Annotated in this window: 20 protein-coding genes and 1 riboswitch; of the genes, 15 read left to right on the top strand and 5 right to left on the bottom strand. The window is 27.9% G+C overall.

The window, feature by feature from the left end; all coding sequences use genetic code 11:
* Positions 1 to 163 precede the first annotated feature (163 nt).
* From MPAN_RS07980 to MPAN_RS07940, 9 genes are all read left to right on the top strand, one after another.
* Positions 164 to 2590, top strand: coding sequence for a hypothetical protein (locus tag MPAN_RS07980; protein WP_176239321.1), 2427 nt, complete (start codon positions 164 to 166; stop codon positions 2588 to 2590).
* On the top strand, positions 2577 to 3839 hold the full coding sequence (locus MPAN_RS07975) for a hypothetical protein (protein WP_176239320.1): 1263 nt from the start codon (positions 2577 to 2579) through the stop codon (positions 3837 to 3839). The genes MPAN_RS07980 and MPAN_RS07975 overlap by 14 nt, the downstream gene beginning before the upstream one ends.
* Positions 3836 to 6364, top strand: a complete 2529-nt coding sequence (locus tag MPAN_RS07970) for an SNF2-related protein (protein WP_176239319.1) — start codon at positions 3836 to 3838, stop codon at positions 6362 to 6364. The genes MPAN_RS07975 and MPAN_RS07970 overlap by 4 nt, the downstream gene beginning before the upstream one ends.
* A gap of 473 nt (positions 6365 to 6837) precedes the next feature.
* A complete protein-coding gene (locus MPAN_RS07965) occupies positions 6838 to 7704 on the top strand; it encodes a DNA adenine methylase (RefSeq protein ID WP_176239318.1) in 867 nt (288 codons plus the stop codon).
* A 4-nt stretch (positions 7705 to 7708) separates the two neighbouring features.
* The gene (locus MPAN_RS07960; protein ID WP_176239317.1) at positions 7709 to 8977 is read left to right on the top strand and encodes a type II restriction enzyme; all 1269 of its coding nucleotides are present in this window, start codon (positions 7709 to 7711) and stop codon (positions 8975 to 8977) included.
* 164 nt (positions 8978 to 9141) lie between these two features.
* Positions 9142 to 9516: a hypothetical protein gene (locus tag MPAN_RS07955; RefSeq protein WP_176239316.1), complete on the top strand. Its 375-nt coding sequence runs from the start codon at positions 9142 to 9144 to the stop codon at positions 9514 to 9516.
* Positions 9509 to 11368 carry an AAA family ATPase gene (locus MPAN_RS07950; protein WP_176239315.1) on the top strand — a complete coding sequence of 620 codons (1860 nt, stop codon included), beginning with the start codon at positions 9509 to 9511 and terminating at the stop codon, positions 11366 to 11368. The genes MPAN_RS07955 and MPAN_RS07950 overlap by 8 nt, the downstream gene beginning before the upstream one ends.
* 300 nt (positions 11369 to 11668) lie before the next feature.
* Complete coding sequence (locus tag MPAN_RS07945) at positions 11669 to 11860, top strand: YwbE family protein (protein ID WP_176239314.1); 192 nt, start codon at positions 11669 to 11671, stop codon at positions 11858 to 11860.
* A gap of 184 nt (positions 11861 to 12044) precedes the next feature.
* Positions 12045 to 12662 (top strand): GNAT family N-acetyltransferase, encoded by a 618-nt coding sequence (locus MPAN_RS07940; RefSeq protein ID WP_176239313.1) that lies wholly within the window; start codon positions 12045 to 12047, stop codon positions 12660 to 12662.
* A gap of 98 nt (positions 12663 to 12760) precedes the next feature.
* On the opposite strand, the gene MPAN_RS07935 is transcribed toward MPAN_RS07940, so the two are convergent.
* Genes MPAN_RS07935 through MPAN_RS07925 form a run of 3 tightly spaced genes read right to left on the bottom strand, consistent with a single transcriptional unit; the run spans position 12761 to position 14965 of the window.
* The gene (locus tag MPAN_RS07935; RefSeq protein ID WP_176239312.1) at positions 12761 to 13303 is read right to left on the bottom strand and encodes a hypothetical protein; all 543 of its coding nucleotides are present in this window, start codon (positions 13301 to 13303) and stop codon (positions 12761 to 12763) included.
* A 3-nt stretch (positions 13304 to 13306) separates the two neighbouring features.
* A complete protein-coding gene (locus MPAN_RS07930) occupies positions 13307 to 13771 on the bottom strand; it encodes a hypothetical protein (RefSeq protein WP_176239311.1) in 465 nt (154 codons plus the stop codon).
* An 18-nt stretch (positions 13772 to 13789) separates the two neighbouring features.
* Positions 13790 to 14965 carry a hypothetical protein gene (locus MPAN_RS07925; RefSeq protein WP_176239310.1) on the bottom strand — a complete coding sequence of 392 codons (1176 nt, stop codon included), beginning with the start codon at positions 14963 to 14965 and terminating at the stop codon, positions 13790 to 13792.
* Between the two features lie 98 nt (positions 14966 to 15063).
* Positions 15064 to 15239: riboswitch (cobalamin riboswitch) on the bottom strand.
* 245 nt (positions 15240 to 15484) lie between these two features.
* Here MPAN_RS07925 and MPAN_RS07920 point away from each other — a divergent pair.
* Positions 15485 to 16825 (top strand): DEAD/DEAH box helicase, encoded by a 1341-nt coding sequence (locus tag MPAN_RS07920; protein ID WP_176239309.1) that lies wholly within the window; start codon positions 15485 to 15487, stop codon positions 16823 to 16825.
* A gap of 112 nt (positions 16826 to 16937) precedes the next feature.
* Entirely contained in the window at positions 16938 to 17537 is a 600-nt protein-coding gene (locus tag MPAN_RS07915; RefSeq protein ID WP_176239308.1) for a deoxynucleoside kinase, read from the top strand.
* 215 nt (positions 17538 to 17752) lie between these two features.
* Here the strand turns inward: MPAN_RS07915 and MPAN_RS07910 are convergent, their stop codons facing one another.
* The gene (locus tag MPAN_RS07910; RefSeq protein ID WP_176239307.1) at positions 17753 to 18919 is read right to left on the bottom strand and encodes an IS110 family RNA-guided transposase; all 1167 of its coding nucleotides are present in this window, start codon (positions 18917 to 18919) and stop codon (positions 17753 to 17755) included.
* Positions 18920 to 19178: 259 nt separating this feature from the next.
* On the opposite strand from MPAN_RS07910, the gene MPAN_RS07905 reads away from it, so the two are divergent.
* The 4 genes from MPAN_RS07905 to MPAN_RS07890 all read left to right on the top strand — a co-directional run bounded on the left by MPAN_RS07905 (position 19179) and on the right by MPAN_RS07890 (position 21650).
* The gene (locus tag MPAN_RS07905) at positions 19179 to 19868 is read left to right on the top strand and encodes a hypothetical protein (protein WP_176239306.1); all 690 of its coding nucleotides are present in this window, start codon (positions 19179 to 19181) and stop codon (positions 19866 to 19868) included.
* Positions 19869 to 20004: 136 nt separating this feature from the next.
* On the top strand, positions 20005 to 20709 hold the full coding sequence (locus MPAN_RS07900) for a hypothetical protein (RefSeq protein WP_176239305.1): 705 nt from the start codon (positions 20005 to 20007) through the stop codon (positions 20707 to 20709).
* On the top strand, positions 20693 to 21010 hold the full coding sequence (locus MPAN_RS07895) for a PadR family transcriptional regulator (RefSeq protein ID WP_176239304.1): 318 nt from the start codon (positions 20693 to 20695) through the stop codon (positions 21008 to 21010). The genes MPAN_RS07900 and MPAN_RS07895 overlap by 17 nt, the downstream gene beginning before the upstream one ends.
* A complete protein-coding gene (locus MPAN_RS07890; RefSeq protein WP_176239303.1) occupies positions 21003 to 21650 on the top strand; it encodes a DUF1700 domain-containing protein in 648 nt (215 codons plus the stop codon). Before MPAN_RS07895 ends, MPAN_RS07890 begins: the two co-directional genes overlap by 8 nt.
* 101 nt (positions 21651 to 21751) lie before the next feature.
* Here the strand turns inward: MPAN_RS07890 and MPAN_RS07885 are convergent, their stop codons facing one another.
* Positions 21752 to 23422, bottom strand: coding sequence for a carbohydrate-binding domain-containing protein (locus tag MPAN_RS07885; RefSeq protein WP_176239302.1), 1671 nt, complete (start codon positions 23420 to 23422; stop codon positions 21752 to 21754).
* Positions 23423 to 23425: the final 3 nt, after the last annotated feature.

The raw sequence follows: 23425 nt of genomic DNA, 5'->3' as shown, positions 1-23425 counted from the left end.
CTCGATAAATATCTTTATTAGAATTATTTGACTCTATAATTTATTTATAAAAAAATCTTTTTAGATATATAGATTAAGTGAAATATATATGAAATTATATAAAAAAGCACTTATATGTTATAATTTTAATTAAGAAGTAACACGTTTATAGGGGGTAGTTACATTGGTAAACAAAATGATCATTATTACAGATAAAAAACTTTTCTTGTTCAATTTACTTGAAGCAAATTATCCATATAATAAGGTTTTAAGCTTATATAGATGCCTAAATGAAAATCATAAACTAGAAGATAGTATCAAAAGATGTTTAAACTATTCACCAGATAGCAGTCAAGTTTATGCGGATGTATTAAAAGCTAAAAAAAATCGATATTTAACAATTAAGGCTTTAATGATATTTGGAATCCATGAATTAATAATAGACAAAATCAAAGAAAGATTTCCTAAAATTCAAGATATTACGCATAATTACTTTATAATTGAGAAAGAACTTGAACTTACGAAAGATATATTTGAAAAAATCACATATTTTTTAAGAGTAAAAACTAATTATTTTGAAATTCAACAGTTATCTACTGAGATGATTAGTGACATAGACAAAGATATATTGTACTATATTTATAAAAACCAACCAGTTAATCTTATATCTATTCAACAATATTTATACAAAGAAGTAAAACTTGAATTATCTGAAGATCTTTTATTGTCTATCAATAGATTGGAAGCTAAAAAATTGATTATGGTTACATCAGAGGGAATTTTGATGTATTTACCTAGATTTAATGAAATATTTGAGCAAATTAGTGATGATGATGAAATATTCATGAATAAAATTATTGATAACAAAATTCATGGAAGAAAGATATATATATATGAAAAAATGAGATTTAATGATATTTCAGCGACACTTATGATCTGCAGAAATGAAAAAAAGTATGAGCGACTATTAAATATGTTTCAATTCAATAAAGAACAAAAGTCTTGTTTGTTTCCACAAAAAGATTTATTAGCATATATTGAACTTAAATATCATTTAAAACCTTTAAAAACATGTTCTGATTATATAATAGAACATGAATTGTTAGCAAGTGATTTAAGCAAGAAATTACTGTCTAGTGAGGGTAAAATTGTATTTAATAATAAGATAATAGATGATGATGTAAGTGTTTTAATAGAAGAATTTGTTAAAAGTGAAAACCTAATAAGAATTAATGACTTAATTTACGATAAGTTTTTATTCTTTTTAAAGAAACTAAATGTGAATTTAAAATTAAAAGCAATAAGTAAAATTGAATTTTTTAAAGAATGTTCCAAAATAAACGGAATATTTATGGTATCTGATGATGAATTGTTAGTGGTAAATGAAGAAAAACTTGATAGTAGCTTTTTAAATTTTTTGGATACAGCACTTAATCTTTTTGAATATCCACAAACATCAAAGAAATTATTTAATAGTAATAAAGTTATTATGAAAAAATACGAGATTCAAAATTTTAAGGAATTGTTTGTTGTGATGAAACATTTCTTTAAAGAAAAATATTATAGCAAACTGATTTTCGGGAATAATGACTTAATTGAATTAAATGATTTGAAATTAATCGATTATATTATCCAAAAATTTGAAGAATTTGAACCTATCTCAAAAGTAAAATTAGTAGAGTCTTTATTTGTAGAAACTTGTGTGGATAAAGATATTCTTAGAAAAATAGTGAATGATCGTTTAAACAAATACAACAATGGTGAAATTTTAGAAGTTATTCATGAAAGACTAGAAGAAAATGTAGTAAATTTAATAAAGATAGAATTTGATGGCTATTTTAGTCAAATAGATTTATTAAGAAAAAGGTTAAAATCGAATTTAAAAAATGATTATTTAGATATAATGTTCCATGTTCAAAACTTAAAAGCTATGAATCTTAGACGAGAAAAAACTCTATTGGTTGAAGTGAATTATTCAAGTTTTGAAGAGGCATTCATTACTTGGTTGAAAGCTATGCCTAAAGTTATTGATGAGAGTATGATTGAAAGTAAAATAGCTATTAATTCATATATGTTTAGAAAAATGATTCAAAAATGTTATATTATAAAAAGTCGAGGTTTTTCATATTATAACATGACTAAAATATTTGGTGTTTTAAACATACAACATTTTAGGGATGAAATTATCGTACAAATCCCTGAAGATAAAATATTTACGGGAATAGATATATTAAATGATGATAAATATAAAGAAGTATTTGATAATTTTCCGGAATTGGACATTAGGAATCAAGATATTCAATTATTAGAAAATATTATTAAGAGTTCCACAAATATATATTCATATCTTGGTGACGGTACAGCGATGAAAAAAGGTAGTCTAACAAAAACAGACATTGTGTATAGTGAAATCAAAAATGCCAATCAAATTGATCGATTAGATTTAGAAGCTTCTTTGAAAAAAAAATATGGGATTTCAAATTTTAATAGTTATATACTACGAGAACTTATTGATGAATATGGTGTATATCAAGATACACAAGGTAGTTTTTATGTAGATAAAAAAACTTTTGATAAACAATTGGAGGAATATTTAAATGGAACGAATTAAAATTTTTGATGAGAGTATAAATGATCTCTCTGAACTTGGTGTGATAACGACAATTGAAACTAAAAAAATAGTGATAGGTAAAATTGTTAAAACTTTACCAGTTTTTAAAATACCTATTGAGTTACTGAAATATAACCAAAAAAACGGCAGAATTTTTTCTGAAATTTTTAAACTTAAGAAGCAAGATGATCTTAATCTTGATGATCTTGAAATAGAAGAATATAATGATGAAATTGAAAATTTAATTTGGAATTCGGATGAAGGTAAAAATGCTATTACAAAACAAAGCATAAATGACTATGGACAGTTGGAAAACGGTGTTGTCTTAATTGATGGAACAGTTATTGATGGGAACAGAAGATTTACTTGTTTGAGAAAACTTAATAGGGATAATCCAGAAATAGATGATTACAAGTACTTTAAGGCTTGTATATTAAACGTAGATAGCAATTCTGGTATATCAGAAAAAGATTTGAGAAAATTCGAATTAACAATACAGTTTGGACAAGAAGAAAAAGTTGGTTATAAAGCACTTAATAAAGCTTTAAGCATTTATAATGATATTAGTAATGATGACATTAGTATACCTGAAATGGCAGATATACTTAATGAATCTAGAAGTAATATAAATAAAATGATAGGTACTGTTAAACTTGTGAAAAACTTTTTAGTTTTTATTAAAGCACCAGATGATTACGGTGTTGCTGAAGACTTAAAAATATATTTCACTTTAGAACCATTAAATAATTATATAACCAAACATAAAAATATTTATTCTGCAACTGAAATAGAAGAAAGAAAAATGATATATTTTACATATTTAGCAGGTGTTAAATTTGAATTACCAACACAAACGCTTAGAGATAAAATGATAAAACTGATTTTTAAGGATCCACAAGAGTATCAAATTTTTAAAGAAGAGTTCGACGAATTAATTGACGATTTTGAAAGAGAATTAGCCCCTAAAGATGATGATGATGCACTAGAAAGAATAAAGGATTTAAAGACCTCAATTGTTTCGGAGCAGTTACGTTCTTTATTTGATAAAACAATTAGAAAAATTAAACTAAAATTAAATTCAGAAGAACCGATTCAAATTTTAAAAGATGTTTTAAAATCTCTTGAAAGCATCAATTTAACACCATTTGTTAATGCTAATCATGAAGAAAAAATAATGCAAATTATTAAATTGTTAGATTTAGTAGGTGAAAAAAATGATGAACTTAAAAAAGTATTAGATAAGTCATGACCAGTTTAAAAGATTTAGATTTAAAACCTGTATATGATTCTGAAAAAGATGTATTAGAGTTTTATACAAGCACGATGTCAGTTGCAAAAAAATATATGAGAGCGTCTGCTTATTTTGATGACAAACTTTTTGCATATATATCTAAAGGAATTAAACAACTGCTATTGAACAACGGTAGTATGCAATTGATAATTTCTTCTGAACTTAAAAGTAAAGATATAGCTAAAAAAATACTTGAAGGATATAAAAATAAAGAAGATAAAAAAGTGAATATTGATTCTAAGATGTTAACTGATGAAAATATAGCAAGTCTTTCTTTTTTGATAAAAATCGGGAAGTTGGATATTAAAATCGCACAAAAATCTTTTGGAATATTTCACGATAAATATGGGGTTATAATAGATAATTATGAAAACACCATAATTTTTTCTGGCTCTAATAATGAGACTAGAGCAGCATTAAAGTATAATCATGAAAGTTTTGAAACGACATTTAGTTGGGATAATTCTTTGAATTCAAAATATAAAATTAATCATAGAATTAATTCATTTAATCGAATATGGAATAACGATGATCCTGAAATAATCACAAGAGATGGTATAGAATTTGCGGAAAGTTTATTGCTACCTAATTTAGATATTTTAGATATTATGAAGACAATCAATGAAAAGATAATTATGATTGATATTTTAGATGAGAAAAAAGTGTTTTTAAAATCGAATATAGATTTGAGAGAATTATTTGAAGGTATTAGGGGAAGTGTTTTCAAACCTATCATTGAATTAAATCTTGAATATGTTATTGAATTTAAAACTGGTATTTCTTTTGATGAGATTGAAAAAATTATTAAATTTATAGAGAACAAAAAAAAGAATTATAAATTTAATCTTATTTATTCTAATAGAATTGAAAATTATTTGGATTCGATGAAACTAGACATGAATAAAATATCAAAAGAAGGCCAAAGAATACTCGATAAAAATTTCACGAATAGTGAAGAATTTATACAAATAAGAAACACTTTAAATAATTATTTAAAAAGATCTTTAAGAGATCCTCAAGTCATATCTGCGTATCATCTTATTAATCTTAAAAGAACCATGAATTTTTCTGTCCCTGGTTCTGGGAAAACAGCATCAATTATAAGCGCTTTTAATTATTTAAGATTTATTAAAAAACCTATTTTATCTAGAATATTGGTCATTGGGCCAATAAATTGTTTTAAGTCTTGGAAAGATGAATATAAAATTTTAAATCAGGACTATGAAAAATTTCAGGTCTATGACTCTTGTGATGACACTAGTTACGATAAAGCTACAATTCTAGAAAACGATTTTTATAAGTTTAAACTTATTTTATTAAATTATGAATCTTTACCGCATATAAGTAATATGTTGTCTAAATTAATTGACTCATCTACAATGATCGTATTTGATGAAATTCATCGAATTAAAAGAATAGAAGGAATATATTTTAGAGCGTGTAGAAATATAGTTGACAATTCAATTTATAGAGTCGCTTTAACAGGAACTCCACTACCGAACGGATATATGGATATTCATAATTTATTTGACATATTATATGGAAGTTATGCAAGAACATATTTTGGCTTTACAACTGATATACTTAAAGATTCACAAGAAAAATATAAGAAAACTAATCTAGAAAATAAAGATATAAATACTATCATAAAGCCTTTTTATGTAAGAGTTTCAAAAAAAGATTTAGATATACCTGCACCAGAAAAAGATAAACTAGTTAGTGTTATAACTACATTAGATGAGAAAAAACTTTATAATGATATTTATTTTGGTAAATCGTATAAATCTCTTTCAAAAATTGTTAAAATGATGCTACTAGGATCAATAGGATCCAGAGCTTTAGATTCCGATATTCAAGATGAATCAGATTTTTATAATGGTGTTGAAAATTCAGATGAAAGCAATATTAATCTGCAGCTAACAACTAATAAAGCTATATTTAGTTCAAAAATACTTAAAACCGTTGAGATAGCAGAATCTCTATTAGAAAATAATAGAAGTGTTATTATCTGGGCGGTATTTAAGAAAACTATTCACGAATTAAAAACTGTATTTGATAGCAAAAATTTAAAAAGTGAGTTTATATATGGTATTACATCAAATGATGAAAGAAATCGTATAATAGATGAATTTAATAGCGGAACATTAAAGATTCTTATTGCAAATGCAAGTACTTTAGCAGAATCTGTATCATTACATAAGGCATGTCATGATGCAATTTATGTTGAATTAAATTTTAATTTATCGCAGTATCTCCAATCTAGAGATAGAATACATAGATTAGGCATTGATGCTAATCAAAAAACGAATTATTATATTTTATTTAACAAGTATGATGTTCCTTCTATAGATGAAAAGATTTACCTTGCTTTGAAAGAAAAAGAGAGACTCATGTACCAAGCTATTGAAAGAAACGAATTATTTGCTCAGAGCAACGCAACTGTTGATGAAATTATCGAGCAAATAGAAATTGAAGAGGCATGACTGAGAACATGAGAATTAAATTTTAGAAAAAAGTCTATATTAAATGTAGGATTATATTGATTCACCTAAAGCGTATTATGGTAGAATAAAAATAGTATAATTGTCACAAATGTTATTTGTCTTACTTTATTTTAAATATAAGATTTGAGAATCTTATTGATAGAATTTAGACTAAAGAAGCATTTGTTATAAATTATAAGTTTGAAGCAGTAATTTGTAAGGGAAGGAAAAGATAAATGTATTGTTTAAATTGTAAAAAGAAACTGAATATTTCAGTCTACAATGATCAGGGACAAAAATCTTGTCCGAAGTGTTCTGTTAAAAATGGGAAAATACATGTTTTTTATGACGAGTCTGAGTTTGGATTCTCGGATAAAAGAATTACAAAACATAATCCAAAAGGAATTCAAAGTTATTGTAAAACCTGTAGAAGTCATAGTTGGTAAAAAAAGTATAAATAGGAGTGACAGCATTTGAATACACATATAAAACCATTTATAAAATGGGTTGGAGGGAAAAGACAGCTAATACCACAAATGGAAAAGTACTTACCTAAGAGTTCAGAAAACTATTTTGAACCTTTCGTTGGTGCAGGAGCTTTGTTTTTTCATATGCTTCCAAATAATGCAAATATTAATGACATGAATGAAGAATTAATAAATACATATAAAGTTATTAGAAATGATATAGATAATTTAATAGATAAATTAAATATTCACGAAAAGAATAATACAGCTGAATATTTTTATTCAGTAAGAATTTGGGATAGACAACCTGGTTATTCAAGAAGATCTAACACAACCAAAGCAGCTAGATTCATCTATATGAATAAAGTGGGATTTAATGGATTATATAGAGTTAATCTTAAGGGCCAATTTAACGTTCCTTATGGAACATACACTAATCCTAAAATATGTGACGAGAACTTATTAAGAGATATAAGCAAATACTTTAATGAAAAAAACATCCATTTTACTTCTCTAGACTTTGAAGAAGCTGTTAAAGGTGCTAAATCAGGATCATTTGTATATTTTGATCCCCCATATGATCCTTTAAGTAAAACATCATCATTCACTCAATATCAAAAAGGTGGATTTGATAGAGAAGAGCAAAAACGATTAAAATGTGTTGCTGATAGACTAGTGCATAAAGGAGCAAAAGTCATATTAAGTAACTCTAATACGGAATTTATAAAAGATCTTTATAAAAACAAAATAGATGATGCAAAAAGTGATGTGGATTACTTTATAGTAGAATTAGTTGATGCAAAAAGAAGTATAAATTCTAAAGCAGATGGTAGAGGAAAGATCAAAGAAGTTCTAATAATAAGTAAGGATTGAAATTATGGAGAAAAAAACCGTCTCGGATTATTGGAATGAAATATTTGAAAAGTATAATATACTTGATGAAATTAAAAATCATCAAGTTTTTAAGATTACCGCTAAGCAAATAAAAGAGTTTAAAGAACCAAGGTTAATGACGAAATTTGACAGTAGAAGAAGTAGACCGGGAATATTTAGAAAAAATTATCTTGGAATCTTACCAATTGATAATGGAGAGTATTTAATTGGTAAATTTAATTTATACGAAAAAGTACCAAAAGATCCAAATTTAATGCCAGTTGAGGTTGATTTACCAGAATATTTAGAATCAATAGATCCAGATAATATTTATTCTGAAAGTAATGCATTAAACGTTGCTCTATTGTCTGGTATGATTCGAAATTTAATTGGTGAAGATCTTCATGAAACTATCTCTGGGAGAATGAGAGCTAATGATTTTGATTTTATAGTACATGGCAGTGATAATATTTCACAAATAATCAATGTAAAAAAGCCTCAAATCGAAATTGATGGAGGGTATGAAAGCAAGAATAAATTAATTTTAATTGAAGCGAAAAATACAGATCCAGATGATTTTATCATTAGACAACTGTATTACCCATATCGATTTTGGACAATGAAAGTTAATAAAAGTATTGTTCCAATCTTTTTTACGTATAAGAATGGACTATATGATTTTTATGTGTATGAGTTTGAAAATGAAAAAGACTATAATTCAATTAAGTTTATAGAGCACATATCATATAAGTTGAGATATAAAAATCTTGAAATCATTAAAAGAGAGAATTTAATAGTAATAGATGAAGATATGAGTATACCATTTCCTCAAGCGGATAGCTTTACTAGAATTAAAGGGATATTGGACCACCTATCAGATAAGGATTGTACTGCAAATGATATTGCAGAACTGTTTGATTTCACTCCTAGACAAGGAGCATATTATTTAGCCGCTGCAAGATATTTAGGATTGGTTGAGAAAGAAAATAAGCTATATCAACTTACAAAAGCAGCTTATCAAATCAATAAATTTTCTGTAAAAGAGAGAAATGTTATGCTAGGTGAATTTATTCTTAAGCATAAGCCTTTTTTATTAGTCTTTGACTATTATAATAGATATAAAGAATTTCCATCTAATGAAAAGATTATAGAGTTTATGGATATATCAAAAATAAATCTACCTAGCAAGAATAGAGTCGTATATGAAAGAAGAGCAAGCACTGTTAGAGGTTGGGTACAGTGGATAATATATTCGGGGATTAAAGTTTCATAAGGTATTATACTATTTTTAGTTGAAACTATATATAAATGGTAAAATATAGCATACATAAAAAGATTATATTAAATTAATCTTTTTTTATATTATTACAAAAAATGTAAAAATACTTTACATATATTGTAAATTATGATATTTTATATGTATAGGAGGTGTTAACTATGAGAGATAAGCTTAAACTACTTGGACTTAGACTTACTGAATTATCTGATTATCTAGGGTTTTCAAGACCAACACTATACAAATACTTAGAAGATTACGAAAACAAAAAATACAAAGCAATAGATTACAAAGTTAAAACAGTATTCGATTTCATCATGAAGAAAAAAACATTATCAAAAATAGAAGTTATTAATTATATAATAGATTTAAATGGAGATAAAAAAGAAAGTAATTTAGATAAACTATTCAAGGAAATTAAAGATGATGATATTCTTACAAAAAGAATAATAGAATTAATAGACAAAAAGGGGATGAATTTTGTCTTAAATCAAATAAAAATAATAGTTAAAAAAGGAGATGTAAAGAATGATTGAAAGATTAGTAACAATTAGTAATTTTAGAAGTATAGGAAATGAACAAAAAGAATCTTTTGAGTTAAACTATTTAATGGATAATGAAGGATCTTATGGTGGATTAGTAACGCTTATAGGAGAGAATAATTCGGGGAAGAGCAACTTTTTAGATGCTTTAAAAGCATTCCAGTCTAAAAAATTTGTAGCAAACGATATTCCATTTAACATATATGACCCTAAAATAAAGCCGACTATTGATTTTATATTACACGATAAGTTAAGTAGAACTAAATTTATAGCAGAACTTGTAGACAATAAAATTTTTTATTCAAAAACAATTGGAACAAAAACTATAAGTTGTGAGCCGAACAAAAAACTTAAAGCTCAAACAATAAAATTTTTAGAGTATTTGGTGAGCCCAGTATTAAAAGCAGCTACACAAAATAGCTCTTCAGCAATCAGCTATGTTAATGCTATAAAGGTGATTGTAGATAAGATATTGAAAAATGTTTTTATTACTGAAACTGAAAAAAATAATTTAAATGCATATATAAAAAACGCACACATCGTTACATATTTAAATTTAGAGTATGAAAATGTAAAACTTGAAGGGTTTATTTCAGATATAGAAGATAACTTTGTACAGTTAAGTCAAATTAGTATAGACAAAAAAACAACTGATGAAGCATTAGAACAATTTGGAGTTAAATTGCTGCCAAATATAATTTCATATGTTGATAGCAATCATATAACAACTAATAATACTGTTTCAACCGTTGTCAATGGAGTTATTCAAACACCACTGTTTTTTATTAAGTTGTTTGAATTGCTGGAAGATGAACAATATACAGAACTTCAGAATGCTTATAAAAAATTTCATGAATTTGGAAAAAAAAGAAAGAATATATTAACTAACTATGAAAAAAAGATAAATAAATCAGTAACAAAATTATCGAATCTATTTAATGAAATTTACTCATTTGAAACAGAAGACAAGTATCACTTTAGATTGGCTATTGAAAGTGATAATTTGTATTTTATGATAAGTGAAAATGAAGAGGACATACTACTTGATAGTCAATCAACAGGATTTAGATGGTTCTTTGATTTCTTCTTTAATATATTTTCAGATAATAAAATTGAAAAAGGAGATATAGTTTTATTGGATGAACCAGCTACAAATTTACATGTAGCAGGACAAATAGAACTTCGCAAACAAATAAAAAAATTTGGAATGCAAAACGGAGTTACATTTATAATGAGTACGCATTCACCATTTCTAATTGATCCAGATTATTTAGATGAACTTCGAGTTGTAAGCAAAATCAATCAAAATTCTATCGTGTGTAATAAATTCACAGTTAACCAGGAGAATGATGTTGATGTTATTATGCCAATTAAAACAGCTCTTACTGTTAATAGACATATAATTTTAAATCCAGATGATTTATTAATATTTGTCGAAGGAATCACGGACTACAACTATCTTGTGGGATTTAAAGAGTTACTAGGGTATGATCATATTAATTTTATGCCTATACAGGGAATAAAAAGAGCAAATTTACATAAAGAATTATTGAAAATAACAAAAACCCCAGTTTTGCTTGTAGATTCAGATGGAGCTGGGAAATATGTTTATGATAAAAATAAGGATAAATTTGGAATTGAAGTATTTAAATTAGCAGACATTGAAGAAACTTTTAAAGAGATAGAAGATTTATTCACCAAAAGTGATCAAGCCAGATTTCATGTTATGGATAAGGATTATAAAGTTACTAGTGGATTCAAAAATGCATTAGTAAATAAAAAAATTAGAGTATCTAAAGAAACAAAAGAAAACTTTATTAAACTATTTAAGCATATTAGTGCATGAGATTATAATAAAAAAGGAACTGTTATGAATAGTTCCTTCAAAAATATATTTACAACAATAAATATTATTATTAATTTAATCAAACTATTAAGTAGTTGTTCTCCAAAACACCTGATATTAAATCTCTAGTATTAGAACTTAGTGATTTTGAAACTAATCATTTCATAAGTATAGAATAGTACGCTTTTAGTTTAGAAGAAATTTTCATGTGTATTACCAAAGCGATCTACCATATCAAAGATCATTTTGATAATTTTGTTGATAGAAAAGCAAATAAAAAAATATAGGAAAAGGTGTCTAATGAATGGTAATCAGAAAAAAGATATAAAGATAGGATCTAAAGTGATGGTTGTTGAAAAACAAAACCAACGCAATGGTAATTTAACTGAAGGTGTTGTATCACGCATATTAACAAATTCAGCAACTCACCCACATGGCATAAAAGTGATGTTAGAAGATGGTACAGTTGGAAGAGTGAAAGAAATATTATAAATTATTTAATATATATGAAAAGAAAATAGAGCTGATTTATTTCAGCTCTATTTTTTATACTCTATTATTGAAATAGGCATATATATTTTAAAAAGCATCTGTATGAACTTGTATAACATGTCTACAAGTGATATGATTTGTGTAGATATTAATTGTTAATATCTAGAAGGTAGTGGTTGATATTATGGAAGTAGTAATTAGTGTATATAAGGAAAAAGATTATTTAGAAATGCTAGATGTAACTATGGAATTATGGAATTTAAAAATGACTCCTTATACAAAAAAGTCTATTGATATAAACACAAGTATTATTGATGATACTGGATCTATACCTAAAAAAATTAATGAAGGTATACTTATAGCCAAAGTCAATCAAAGTATAGCAGGTGTTGCACATCTTGATTATAAAGGTAAAAAAACAAGCGAACCCGAGAGTTTAAGTGTTATAAAATTAATCAAAAAGTATGGCCTATTTAGATTATTAAGAGTTCAAAAAATGGGTAAATTTTTTGAGCATGAAGTTAACGAAGACGAACTTCACATACACGGGATAGTTGTTGCTAGTAAATTTCGTAGTATGGGTATAGGATCTAAACTCTTTGATGAAATAGAAAGTATTGCGAAAAATAAAGGATTAAAGAAAATCACATTAGAAGTTCTTGACTCTAATAAGTTAGCCTATAAACTATACAAAAAATTAGGATTTATTGATATAAGAGCATCTGAGTTTACTAAGAAACAAAAGAAATACTTTAAGAGTAATACTCATATATATATGATAAAAGAACTAGATATAAAATAATATAACTAAATATAGATCTCAATTATATATTGGAATTGACAGATGAATGTATAAAAAAAGCAACTTAAATTAAAGTTGCTTTTTGTTTTAATCATTTTTTAAATTTCTACAGGTCTATTTTCCAAAATATTCAACTGTTGTGTAAATGCCTTCTTTAAAGGCTCATACAACCACAATATAGAAATCATATTACTAATACCCATTAAAACCTCAAAAGGTATATCCATAATCAAATATGGCACAAATGGTGTATCAAGCAAAAAGACTGTAAAAGGAATATAAACCCATCCATACACGAATCCATAAAGTAGTCCAAATATAGATAACCAAATCACATTTTCAACCTTCCTAAACACTGTTGTTAGCAGCACAGGAACAATCATCCATGCGATAAACATCGCAGGGATTAATGTTGGAACAACCGGTCCAAAGGGTGATAATAAATTGATTGCTGCTACATGAACAACAATAATTAGAGATGTCTTTTTGAATCCAAGCATCTTTGTATATAAAATAATTAATAAAACAGAAAACTGAACATTAGGAATAAATGATAGTGAAATTTGCTGAACAAAAAGGATGGATGCACAAACAACCATTAAAGTTAATTCTTTTAAAGTTTTTGAATGTTTAAATGTCATAACTTACTCCACTAGATCTGCAGAAATGCGGATCTTTTTGTTTTCTTCAATATTCACATAATCAAATCCTATGGTAGATCTTACATATTCATTGCCGTCATAAATCTCTATCTTTAAAAATGTATTGTCCCAGTCTGTCATGATTTCAAAAACATCAGATTTAATACCTAAAACGACATGATTCTTATATTGCATAATCGTAAACTTATAACCACATGTATCATCAGCTTCATAAAGTCTATTTGCACATGTCAGTTCAAAATTTTCATTTAAAACATCAAAAAAAGTTTGACCTTCCTCATAATACAAGACTTCATTATAAACAACGTCTTGATTACTATCTAAAATAATTAATTCAAAACTACCATCACCATCAGTTTTGCCATCACCCATGATGACATTGATGATGATATATCCTAAAAGAAGTGCTGAAATAGTTAACACAATTTTTAATATAATCTTTTTCATTTCAGCACCCCTTATCTTTTAACTAAAATTAAATATATTTGTACTACCAAATCCCCAAGTATCACGGGACAATTTATACGCAACAAGTGCTGCAAACGCTTGAGGTGTAGAAAATGCTAGGTCAGCTTCCTCGCTTGCTAGTTGCCATTTAAAATTATATCCATCAACATATAACATCAAAGCTTCAACTAAACCAACACCATCAGTCATATATGCATCACTTTGAGGATTAATGCCATTTGCGACTAATCCCAGGATAGCTGTTGCTGTTGATGCTGAATTTGCACTCCCCCAAGATTCAACTCCTGTTGCAGTTAATGTTGTTTGTAAATAAGTTCCTAAGCTATCTATATATGAATCAAAACCTTCTAGGTCACTATATGGAGCAATTGCCATTAAAGCCATACCTGTATAATCTGGATCATTGACTTCTTGATTCATTAAATCGGCTGCGACTACGTTATCCATCTCACCTGCGATATATAATGCTTCAAGATAAGAAGTGGCTTCATAAGGATTTGAAATTTCTGTTTCAGACAACTTTGTTTTATAAGTATCTAAGTTCATACCTTCAACTTTATAAACAGGACCAGCCTTTAATAACTCACCAATGGTCATATCATCAAGTACTTCATTTTTTAAATCAAGATTATCATAAGAATAATAATCATTAAAATCAAGGTCTATATAATTATTTTGAATAAGTTGATTAAGACTTGATAAAACCATATAATCAACAAACGCATCTGATAAATAATTATCTAAGTTATTTTTAATAAATCCATAAATGAAATCATCAACCATTTGATCAAAAGCTAATAGAGAAGATATCTCTACAAAAGATAGAGTCATCTGATCAACATAATTAATCTCAGATATGCCAACTTCACTAGCCACACCATCAACTTGAATTTGATAGTAGTAATTATAACTAGCACCATATTCTCTTGGATAATATCCTTCGATTCCATTGACCATCACACCAAAATCATATGTATCATAATCAATATCAACAGAAGCTTCAATCAATTCTAAAATTGTTCTTTGATCATCTTCTTCAAAATAAATAGTTTGATCAACTAACACATCACCATTAAAATCAGTTAATTCTAGTGTAAATGAATCTTTTTCTTGACACCCAGCAAGAGTAACAAAAGTAAATACAAAAAGCAGTAATAATAAGGTTTTTTTCATGTTTAATCTCCTTTTTTTGTTATAAAAAAACCATGTCCTGTGGGACATGGTAAATAACAAAAAAAGTTATCTACACTCTTTAATCCCAGAAGACTGTTACTCGTTCGAATATATTGGTAGGTCTACCGGCTAAACTTCATCCTACTATGCACCTTCCCGCCATAAGCAGTGGTTATTTGCATTTCGTCAGTATTACGGTTGCTGGGACAGCTCAAGCTTTTAACTTGATTCCCTGTTATGTATTTAAAATACACCAACTATTCTTATTAAGTTAATTTAATTATAAAGTATTTTTTGTCATTATGCAATGAGTTTTTGATATGAAATGAATCAATTGTAATATATCGTAAAATATGATATGATTAGTATGCTTCTAAATACAAGAAGACTAGAAGCTATAGTTACATACCGCAAACTTAACAAAGAAGTTTAAAAGCGTTGTTTAGCTTAACCACAACGCTTTTTTTGATGGAATAATTTAAGTTGTATTTATCAAATAGTGTTACATAAGGAGAAAAGATGTCATTTAAAAATTTAGGAATTATCCCGGAAATATTGAAAGCAGTAGAGCATGAAGGCTATGATACACCTTCACCTATACAAGAACAAGCCATCCCTGTACTTTTACAACAAAAAGATGTACTAGCAAGTGCACAAACAGGAACAGGTAAAACAGCGGCTTTTTCAATACCAATTATTCAAGGGTTGTATCAAGATCAATTACCATATGAGAAAAAACATATTAGAGCTTTAATTCTAGCACCAACAAGAGAACTTGCTGAACAAATTAAAGATAGTTTTAGAGGTTACTCTCGTCACATGGGATTAAGAACAGAAGTTATTTATGGTGGCGTATCACAAAGAAGCCAAGAAATAGCATTAAAAAAAGGTGTTGACATATTAGTTGCGACACCAGGTAGATTATTAGATTTAATTAACCAAGGGTTAGTTAAATTACAATTTGTTAAATATCTAGTTTTAGATGAAGCAGATCATATGTTAGATATGGGCTTTATCAAAGACGTTAGAAAAATAGTTTCATATGTTAAAGATATGCATCAAACAATGATGTTTTCAGCAACATTACCTCATGAAATATTATCTTTTGCAAATGAATTATTAATCAATCCAGTAAGAATTGAAATCACACCACCAGAAGCAATGTTAGACAAAATCGATCATAGCTTATATTTTGTTACGAAAAAAGATAAAACAAATCTATTGATTGACTTACTAGTTAATCCTAAGATGGAATCTGTTTTAGTTTTTACAAGAACTAAACATGGTGCAAACAAGTTAGTTAAAGAATTACTAGCTTATGGTGTTAAGGCTGATGCGATTCATGGTAACAAATCACAAAACATGAGACAAAAAGCATTAAATAACTTTAAAGCTAAACGCACAAGAGTATTAGTTGCAACTGATATTGCAGCTCGTGGAATTGATGTAGATGATTTATCACATGTATTAAATTATGACCTACCAGAATCTCCAGAAACTTACGTGCATAGAATTGGTAGAACTGGTAGAGCAGAAAAAACTGGTATTGCAATGTCATTTTGTTCCCAAGATGAAGCACATTTATTAAGAGCTATTGAAAAAACAAATAAAATAACAATACCTGTCATCACTGAACAACCATTTCATACAACCATTAGAGTTGACCAAACAAGAAATGAATTAAAGGTTATCAAAGCTCAAAGAGAAAATGGTTCAAAAAGAGGTAATACAGGCAGAAGAAAAAAATCTTACTCACCTGATACAAATAAGAATAAGAATGAATCCCCTTATCAAAAAGCTAAATCAAAAAAGAAATATTATGATAAATATTCAAAATCTAAATCATCAAGAAAATATTAATCATAATTTTATTAAAGTAAAAAATAACGATTGACAATAACTCATCAGAGATGATATCATTTTCATAGGCAAACATTAATTTTTAATGTTAGAAATGAAGAGGACACAAAAGATGAAAATATCAATAGGTGGAATGATTGCTTCAGGCAAATCAACATTAGTTAATCGACTAGGAGAGGCACTAGACCTGCCTGTAATGGAAGAGTTTGAGAAAGACGATGAAGTATTCAATACATTGCTTAAGTGGCTATATGAGCAAAAAACAGACGTTGAAATGTTGTTACAAATATATTTTATTCACAATCATTGGCTCAATCAACAAAAATATGAAGGAAACTTCATTGTTGATAGAGATTTAGTTGAGCATTGGTTATTTGCTCAACATAATCTAAAAAGAATGCCAACAATCATGAACATGTATAATGGTGTCTTTCATGCATATATGAATCAAATTAAAAAACCTGATATTTATATCATATTAGATGTAGATTGGGAAAACTTTAAAGATAGAGTATTATCAAGAGGTAGAGATCAAGAAATTGAAAACTTTGATAAGAATGAATCATATTTTAGATCTTTATTAAAAGATTATGTAACAAAGATTGCAGCTCAATGTGCTGTATATGATATTCCATATGTCATACTTAACACATCAAACAAATCAGAAGACGAAGTGTTTGAAATGAGCATGAAAGCAATTAGAAATATTTAATGATTTAACAAAAGCCATCTGTAACTCAACAAATGAGTTATCAGATGGCTATTTTTATTGTTTGACAGGTGTCTATTTGTCGTATATAATATTGACATTCTACAATTTATAGGAGATAAACTATACAAAGTCAAGTGAAAATAATGAATAAACAGAAAAAGACCTAGTTACAGGTCAAAATTGACGATATGTGAGTCAATTTAGGTAGCTACACCCTAACGACTCATGCTGTGATCAAATGAAACGTTATGATATTCAATATAGTAAATCATGCGAATCAGTTTACGACAGATGTGAGATAAAATGACTTTATGGTGTTTACCCTGAGACTTCTTTTTATGATAATAATCATTAACTGTAGGGATGAATCTTACAGCGGGCAGTGCATAAGTCCATATAGCATTTCTAAGTAGAGAAGACCCGTGTTTAACGAGCTTGCCATAATGCTCTTGAGTCCCTGATTGAACGATTCTCACATCAAATCCAGCAAATGCGACGAGCTTTGCAGGATTAGAAAAGTTTTTGAAATCACCAACTTCAGCGTAAATGGTTGCTGCTGTGATGATACCTAATCCAGGAATGGTGAGTAACTTAGAATTTGTTTTCTTGAAAAGTGCTATGATTTCATCATCCAATAATTTAAGTATTTGAGTTAAATATTCATACTGATGAATGGAAGTTTGAATGAGCAAATCATAGACTTTAGATGAGATTCCAATTGAATCTTTGGCAATTTGTTTCAAACCATTGAATTTAGGATAAGTTATTCTACCTTTGGTCTTTGATCTAATTAATTCATAGTCAGATGAGCTTAGTTTAGAGATGCGAGCCTTTGTTTTAAAGCGTTTTAGAATGAATAAAGCACTGACACCTAAACGGTTCTTAAAAAAAGGTTTAAACTCAGGAAATGTCTTATCTAAGAGATTTGTTAGCTTGATTAGTTCTTTAGAACGACTATTTAAGTAAACATTTCTCTGCCTAACTAATTCCTTTAAGTCATTCATGTGGTAAAATTTAGTATGTAGTGTTTCGTAATCAACAGATCCTAACATACTCGAAATGACTTTAGCGTCAACCTTATCAGTCTTTGTCTTTCTTAACGATAATGCCTTGGAAAACATGTGCGTTAAGTAAGCGTTGAGTTCCACATAGGTATAACCTAGGTTGGACAGGTAAGATTTCAAGTTTATGCCATAGTGACCCGTTGATTCGAAACCTATTTTTATTTGACTAGGTTTGCCTAAACAGTTTAGTGAATCTTTGAGTTCTATGAAACCTGACTTGTTGTTGTCAAAGATGAATTCTTTGACCTTCACTCCTGCATCCGTAGCTATGAAGCAGTTGTGTTTGAATTTAGAGATATCGATGCCGACATGGTACATATCTCCACCTCCTAAAAGTTTTTGGGTACTGATGGTTAGTCACGAGTTTCCTGTTTCCTATATTCTTGTGATCAAGCGTCAAGCGCTAATAAACTTATTGATAGTAAAAAACAGGAACTGTGGTAGAAATCTCCTATATGCGTCAAGCGCTATTTATGAAAAACAAATCCACAGTACCTATTAGAATTATAACAAATGAAAGAAAGGAAGCTATATTCAGTATCTATCAAATGCTACATACTGAATATACAAGATAGTTATGAATATATATAATTTGCTAACAGTCATCATCTTACTAGTCATAGCTTTTTTTATCAGTAGAACGAGTACAAAGTTTAAAAGAAAGCTACTACCTAGTATTGCAATGATACTATTAGTCTATAAAATAGCTGAATATAGTTATTACATTATAAATCTTGAAGTAGATAAAATACCTATAGAATTTTCTACACTAGCATATTTTTTATTTGGTGTAGTAGTTTTATTTAAAATAAAAGAACTTTATCCTGTTGCTGCTTTTGCTAGCTTTATCTCAGGGATAGGATATTTATTAGTGTTTATATTTATGGGTGATCAATATGTTGTTATTCATGGTTTTTATTCAACACTGATAGCATTAAGCAGTCATTTTATATTACTTTTGGGTAGTGTGTTATTAAAAAATATTGCAATTGCTAAAACCAAAGATATAAAATACATCATTATTTATACAGTATTCTATTTAATTTATGTAGGTATTATGAATATTATTATAGATTATAGCCAATCTTATTTATTTATCAATTTACTACTTAAAGCAGAAATACTTGAAAATATGTTATCTACCACAGATATTGCAAATTATATCTATTGGTTGTATTACATCATTATTGTTGGTATTTACTTGCTTGTAATTTTCATATTTTTCAAGATTTACGAACGCGATCATTCTAAGAAGATTATGCATTAAGCCAGTTTATAATATATAAGAACACTATAGATCCATCCGTTTGGTTAAAATTATTTAACCAAACGGTTTTTTTATTGACAAATATTTTCAACTAGTATATAATATATAATAGTATATGATATATAGGAGATAAAAGATGAATCTTTGGGTAATTATAATAGCTTTGAATGCGATTCTCTCAGCCATACTCATGAGTAGGGTACAAAAGAAGAAAAAAAGAATGCTGTTATTAAGTATTGCTTTCTTGCTTTTAATATATAAAATTACAGAATATACCATTTATGGATTGAATCTTGAGATTGGTAAAATACCTATTGAGTTTTCAACATTATCGTATTTTCTCTTTGGAATTACTATTTTATTTCATATAAAAACATTTTATCCTGTTGCTGCATTTGCTAGTTTTATCTCAGGAATTGGATATTTAATTGCATTTATCTTTATTGGCGAACAATATGTATTGGTTAATGGACTATATACAACTATAGTATCATTTACAAGTCATTTCATATTATTTTTTGGAAGTATATTATTAAAGAGTTTCTTTGAGATTAAAAAAGAACATATCAAATATATTTTAATCTATACAGTTATCTATTTAATCTACGTGATTATCGTAAATAGTTTTGTAAATCTAGATAATTCTTTTCTATTCATTCAAATATTATTAAAGGCTGATATATTGGCATATCTTATGCCAAGTCAAGCAACTGATGGATTTGCCTACTTTATATATTATTTCAGTATATTTATGATTTATAGATTAACACTTTCTATTTTTTATAAAATTTTCAAACATCACAAACGTAATCAGGAGGCATTTGATGAATATTCAATTTAAAAAAGGTGTATTAGAACTCTTTGTGCTTTCTATGTTAAACATAAGGGATCAATATGGATATGATATTTCAGATCATATAAGTAAAAGTATTTCTATTTCACCGGGTACAGTTTATCCAATTTTAAGAAAAATGAATAAAGAAGGTTTAGTAACAAGTTACTTATCAGAAGAAAGTTCTGGACCTGCTAGAAAGTATTATCAATTAACAACATTAGGGCATAAAAGATTTGATATGCTAAAAGAAGAATGGATCATGTTTGTTGAAACCACAAAAATGTTTTTGGAGGAAAGTCATGAATAAAGAAGAATTTATAAATGATCTTGAAAAAAGATTAAAAAAAGCTAACATATCAGAAATTGAAGATATTATCAGAGATTATCAAGAATATTTTGATAGACAACTTCAATTAGGGAAAAAAGAAGAAGATATATCAAGATTCATTGGGGATATAGATTCAATTGTATCTGAATATAAATCAATAGAACAACAAGATAAGCATAGTTGGTTTTCCATTGTGGGAACCACAATGGTTGCACTTCCATTATTAATTATTTCATATGGAATAGTGATTGTATTACTTGGTGCGATGATTGCATCATGGGGGATAGCGGTGTATTATATGTTTAATCTATCTTCTTTAGTATTTATGCCAAATATTCCATTATTTCCAAAAATATTTTATATACTGTTTTTTATCTCATTTGCAATCTTTTTCTTTAGTTTAGCATACAAATTTTTTGTTACCGTTTTGTCTATGACCAAACAATATATCGTTAAACAAAGCATTGTCATCGGTGAATTTAAAAAAATAGATGTTTATGATAAATTATTTAAATATAGCTTTTTAATAGGAACGATTTTATTTATTATTGGATTTATTATATCGGTTATATCATCAAAATCATTTGAATTTTGGCACACTTGGCAATGGTTTGATTAAATAAACAAATATATTAAAAAATGCTAGCCTGACAAGAGCTAGCATTTTTCATAGGGGAAAAGAAAAATATATTATCAAAGATTTTTATTAAATCTTTGTAATTATCTACGTGGCGGAAGTGTTCCACCTGGCATCATCTCACCAGTATAACCAATAGTCGTAACGATTGTATCTGTTGTAAATTCTGTATCATCACCATCTATTGATAAAGTGTATGTTTGATCTAATACCATATCTTTAGTACTTATAAGAACACTTGCATAACTTTTTAATGCAGTTATTGAAACCAATACTTGATTATCTTGGTCAACTAATGAAACAGTTGTTCCTGCTTTATAGCTTTGTGTTCCTACGTATAATATTGATGCTTGAGTAGAACCATCTGTAGCTGGAAGTGCCATACCTGAACTACCTAAAGCTACAACAAATCCACCAGAAATTGTAAAGGTTTCATCATAATCTATAGCAGCTTGTGCATCAGTCGTAGGTCCATAAATGATTAAGTAACCATCAGTCATTGTAATTGTGCCATTTGCGTCAACGCCATCACCTGCTGCATTGACTTGAATGATTCCACCGTTGATGTTAATCAGACCACCAGTTGAAACATAAGTAGGTCCATGTTCTTGTGTACCACCAGTTGTTGCGTTAATTCCATCATCTGAAGCTGTAACATTAATGGTTCCACCATTTAAATCTATTTGATATGCTTCTAAACCTTCATAAGAAGATTCAATAAGAATATTTCCACCTTCGATACATAGATAGTTATCAGAGTGAATTGCATCATCATCTGTATTAATTGTAAAGTCACCAGCATAGATCACTAAATCATTAACACTATTGATTGCATCACCTGTTGCATCAAGAACAAAAGTGCCACCACCAATTAAGATTTGATCATTTGATTGTAGACCATCATCTCCAGAGGTCAATGTGAAAGTGCCATCATAGATGATCATATCATTTTCACTTTGAATAGCATCACTACCTGCATCTATTGTTAATGTGCCTGATTTGATATATACAAACCCTTTTTCATCAGAATCTTCTTTTGTAGAAGCGATACCATCGCCATCTGCATTGATTTCTATAGTTGCATCTTTAATTGCAACATAATCTTTACCAATGATGCCATCATCAACAGAAGATATCTTTAAGGTAAGATCACTAAATTTAGCATCATCTTTTGTATAGATAGCGTTGTTGTAATTAGCTGTAATGTCTAATGTACCTGTACCGTTAAATTCAATATCACTTAAACTATAGATTACACTGTTATAATCTTCGTCTTCGACTAATGGATGAATTTCTGTATCTGAAATATAACTGATCGTACCTTCAGGAACAGAGATTGTAACATCATCAGCATCTAAAATTAAGATTGCTGGACCTGATGTGACTGATATATAAGCATTGACTAAAACTATCTCTACATCTTGATCAGGTGCATTGATAGTAATTGTTTGATTATAAATACCATCAAATACGTAAACGCCACCTTCTGTAATTGTAAATGTATCACTTGCTATTCCAATGGTTGTATAGTCGCCATCTTCATAATCATCATAATCATCAAAATCAACTTCTTTGCCTGTAATGCTAAATAGTGCATCATCTAGAATAGTTTCGATTTGACTTGAACTGTAATCTTCGCTTACATCTGTTGTGTCAATCGTATCATCTAGTGCATCTACTAAATCAACATCTTTCGTGCATGAGCTAAGTGTTAAGGTTAGTAGTAATATAAATAATATAATGTATTTTTTCATAAT

It is taken from the genome of Mariniplasma anaerobium (assembly GCF_016865445.1).
Lineage (GTDB): Bacteria > Bacillota_I > Bacilli_A > Acholeplasmatales > Acholeplasmataceae > Mariniplasma > Mariniplasma anaerobium.
Note: the sequence above shows the minus strand (reverse complement) of the source record. Positions and strands in the feature narration are given on the sequence as shown.

Excerpts from the sequence above, each read along its gene's own strand:
- MPAN_RS07925 (WP_176239310.1), bottom strand. The coding sequence starts at position 14,965 with ATGAAAAAAACCTTATTATTACTGCTTTTTGTATTTACTTTTGTTACT.
- MPAN_RS07910 (WP_176239307.1), bottom strand. The coding sequence starts at position 18,919 with ATGTACCATGTCGGCATCGATATCTCTAAATTCAAACACAACTGCTTC.
- MPAN_RS07930 (WP_176239311.1), bottom strand. The coding sequence starts at position 13,771 with ATGAAAAAGATTATATTAAAAATTGTGTTAACTATTTCAGCACTTCTT.
- MPAN_RS07905 (WP_176239306.1), top strand. The coding sequence starts at position 19,179 with ATGAATATATATAATTTGCTAACAGTCATCATCTTACTAGTCATAGCT.
- MPAN_RS07900 (WP_176239305.1), top strand. The coding sequence starts at position 20,005 with ATGAATCTTTGGGTAATTATAATAGCTTTGAATGCGATTCTCTCAGCC.
- MPAN_RS07915 (WP_176239308.1), top strand. The coding sequence starts at position 16,938 with ATGAAAATATCAATAGGTGGAATGATTGCTTCAGGCAAATCAACATTA.
- MPAN_RS07975 (WP_176239320.1), top strand. The coding sequence starts at position 2,577 with ATGGAACGAATTAAAATTTTTGATGAGAGTATAAATGATCTCTCTGAA.
- MPAN_RS07895 (WP_176239304.1), top strand. The coding sequence starts at position 20,693 with ATGAATATTCAATTTAAAAAAGGTGTATTAGAACTCTTTGTGCTTTCT.
- MPAN_RS07970 (WP_176239319.1), top strand. The coding sequence starts at position 3,836 with ATGACCAGTTTAAAAGATTTAGATTTAAAACCTGTATATGATTCTGAA.
- MPAN_RS07960 (WP_176239317.1), top strand. The coding sequence starts at position 7,709 with ATGGAGAAAAAAACCGTCTCGGATTATTGGAATGAAATATTTGAAAAG.
- MPAN_RS07940 (WP_176239313.1), top strand. The coding sequence starts at position 12,045 with ATGGAAGTAGTAATTAGTGTATATAAGGAAAAAGATTATTTAGAAATG.
- MPAN_RS07885 (WP_176239302.1), bottom strand. The coding sequence starts at position 23,422 with ATGAAAAAATACATTATATTATTTATATTACTACTAACCTTAACACTT.
- MPAN_RS07890 (WP_176239303.1), top strand. The coding sequence starts at position 21,003 with ATGAATAAAGAAGAATTTATAAATGATCTTGAAAAAAGATTAAAAAAA.
- MPAN_RS07920 (WP_176239309.1), top strand. The coding sequence starts at position 15,485 with ATGTCATTTAAAAATTTAGGAATTATCCCGGAAATATTGAAAGCAGTA.
- MPAN_RS07955 (WP_176239316.1), top strand. The coding sequence starts at position 9,142 with ATGAGAGATAAGCTTAAACTACTTGGACTTAGACTTACTGAATTATCT.
- MPAN_RS07935 (WP_176239312.1), bottom strand. The coding sequence starts at position 13,303 with ATGACATTTAAACATTCAAAAACTTTAAAAGAATTAACTTTAATGGTT.
- MPAN_RS07950 (WP_176239315.1), top strand. The coding sequence starts at position 9,509 with ATGATTGAAAGATTAGTAACAATTAGTAATTTTAGAAGTATAGGAAAT.
- MPAN_RS07945 (WP_176239314.1), top strand. The coding sequence starts at position 11,669 with ATGAATGGTAATCAGAAAAAAGATATAAAGATAGGATCTAAAGTGATG.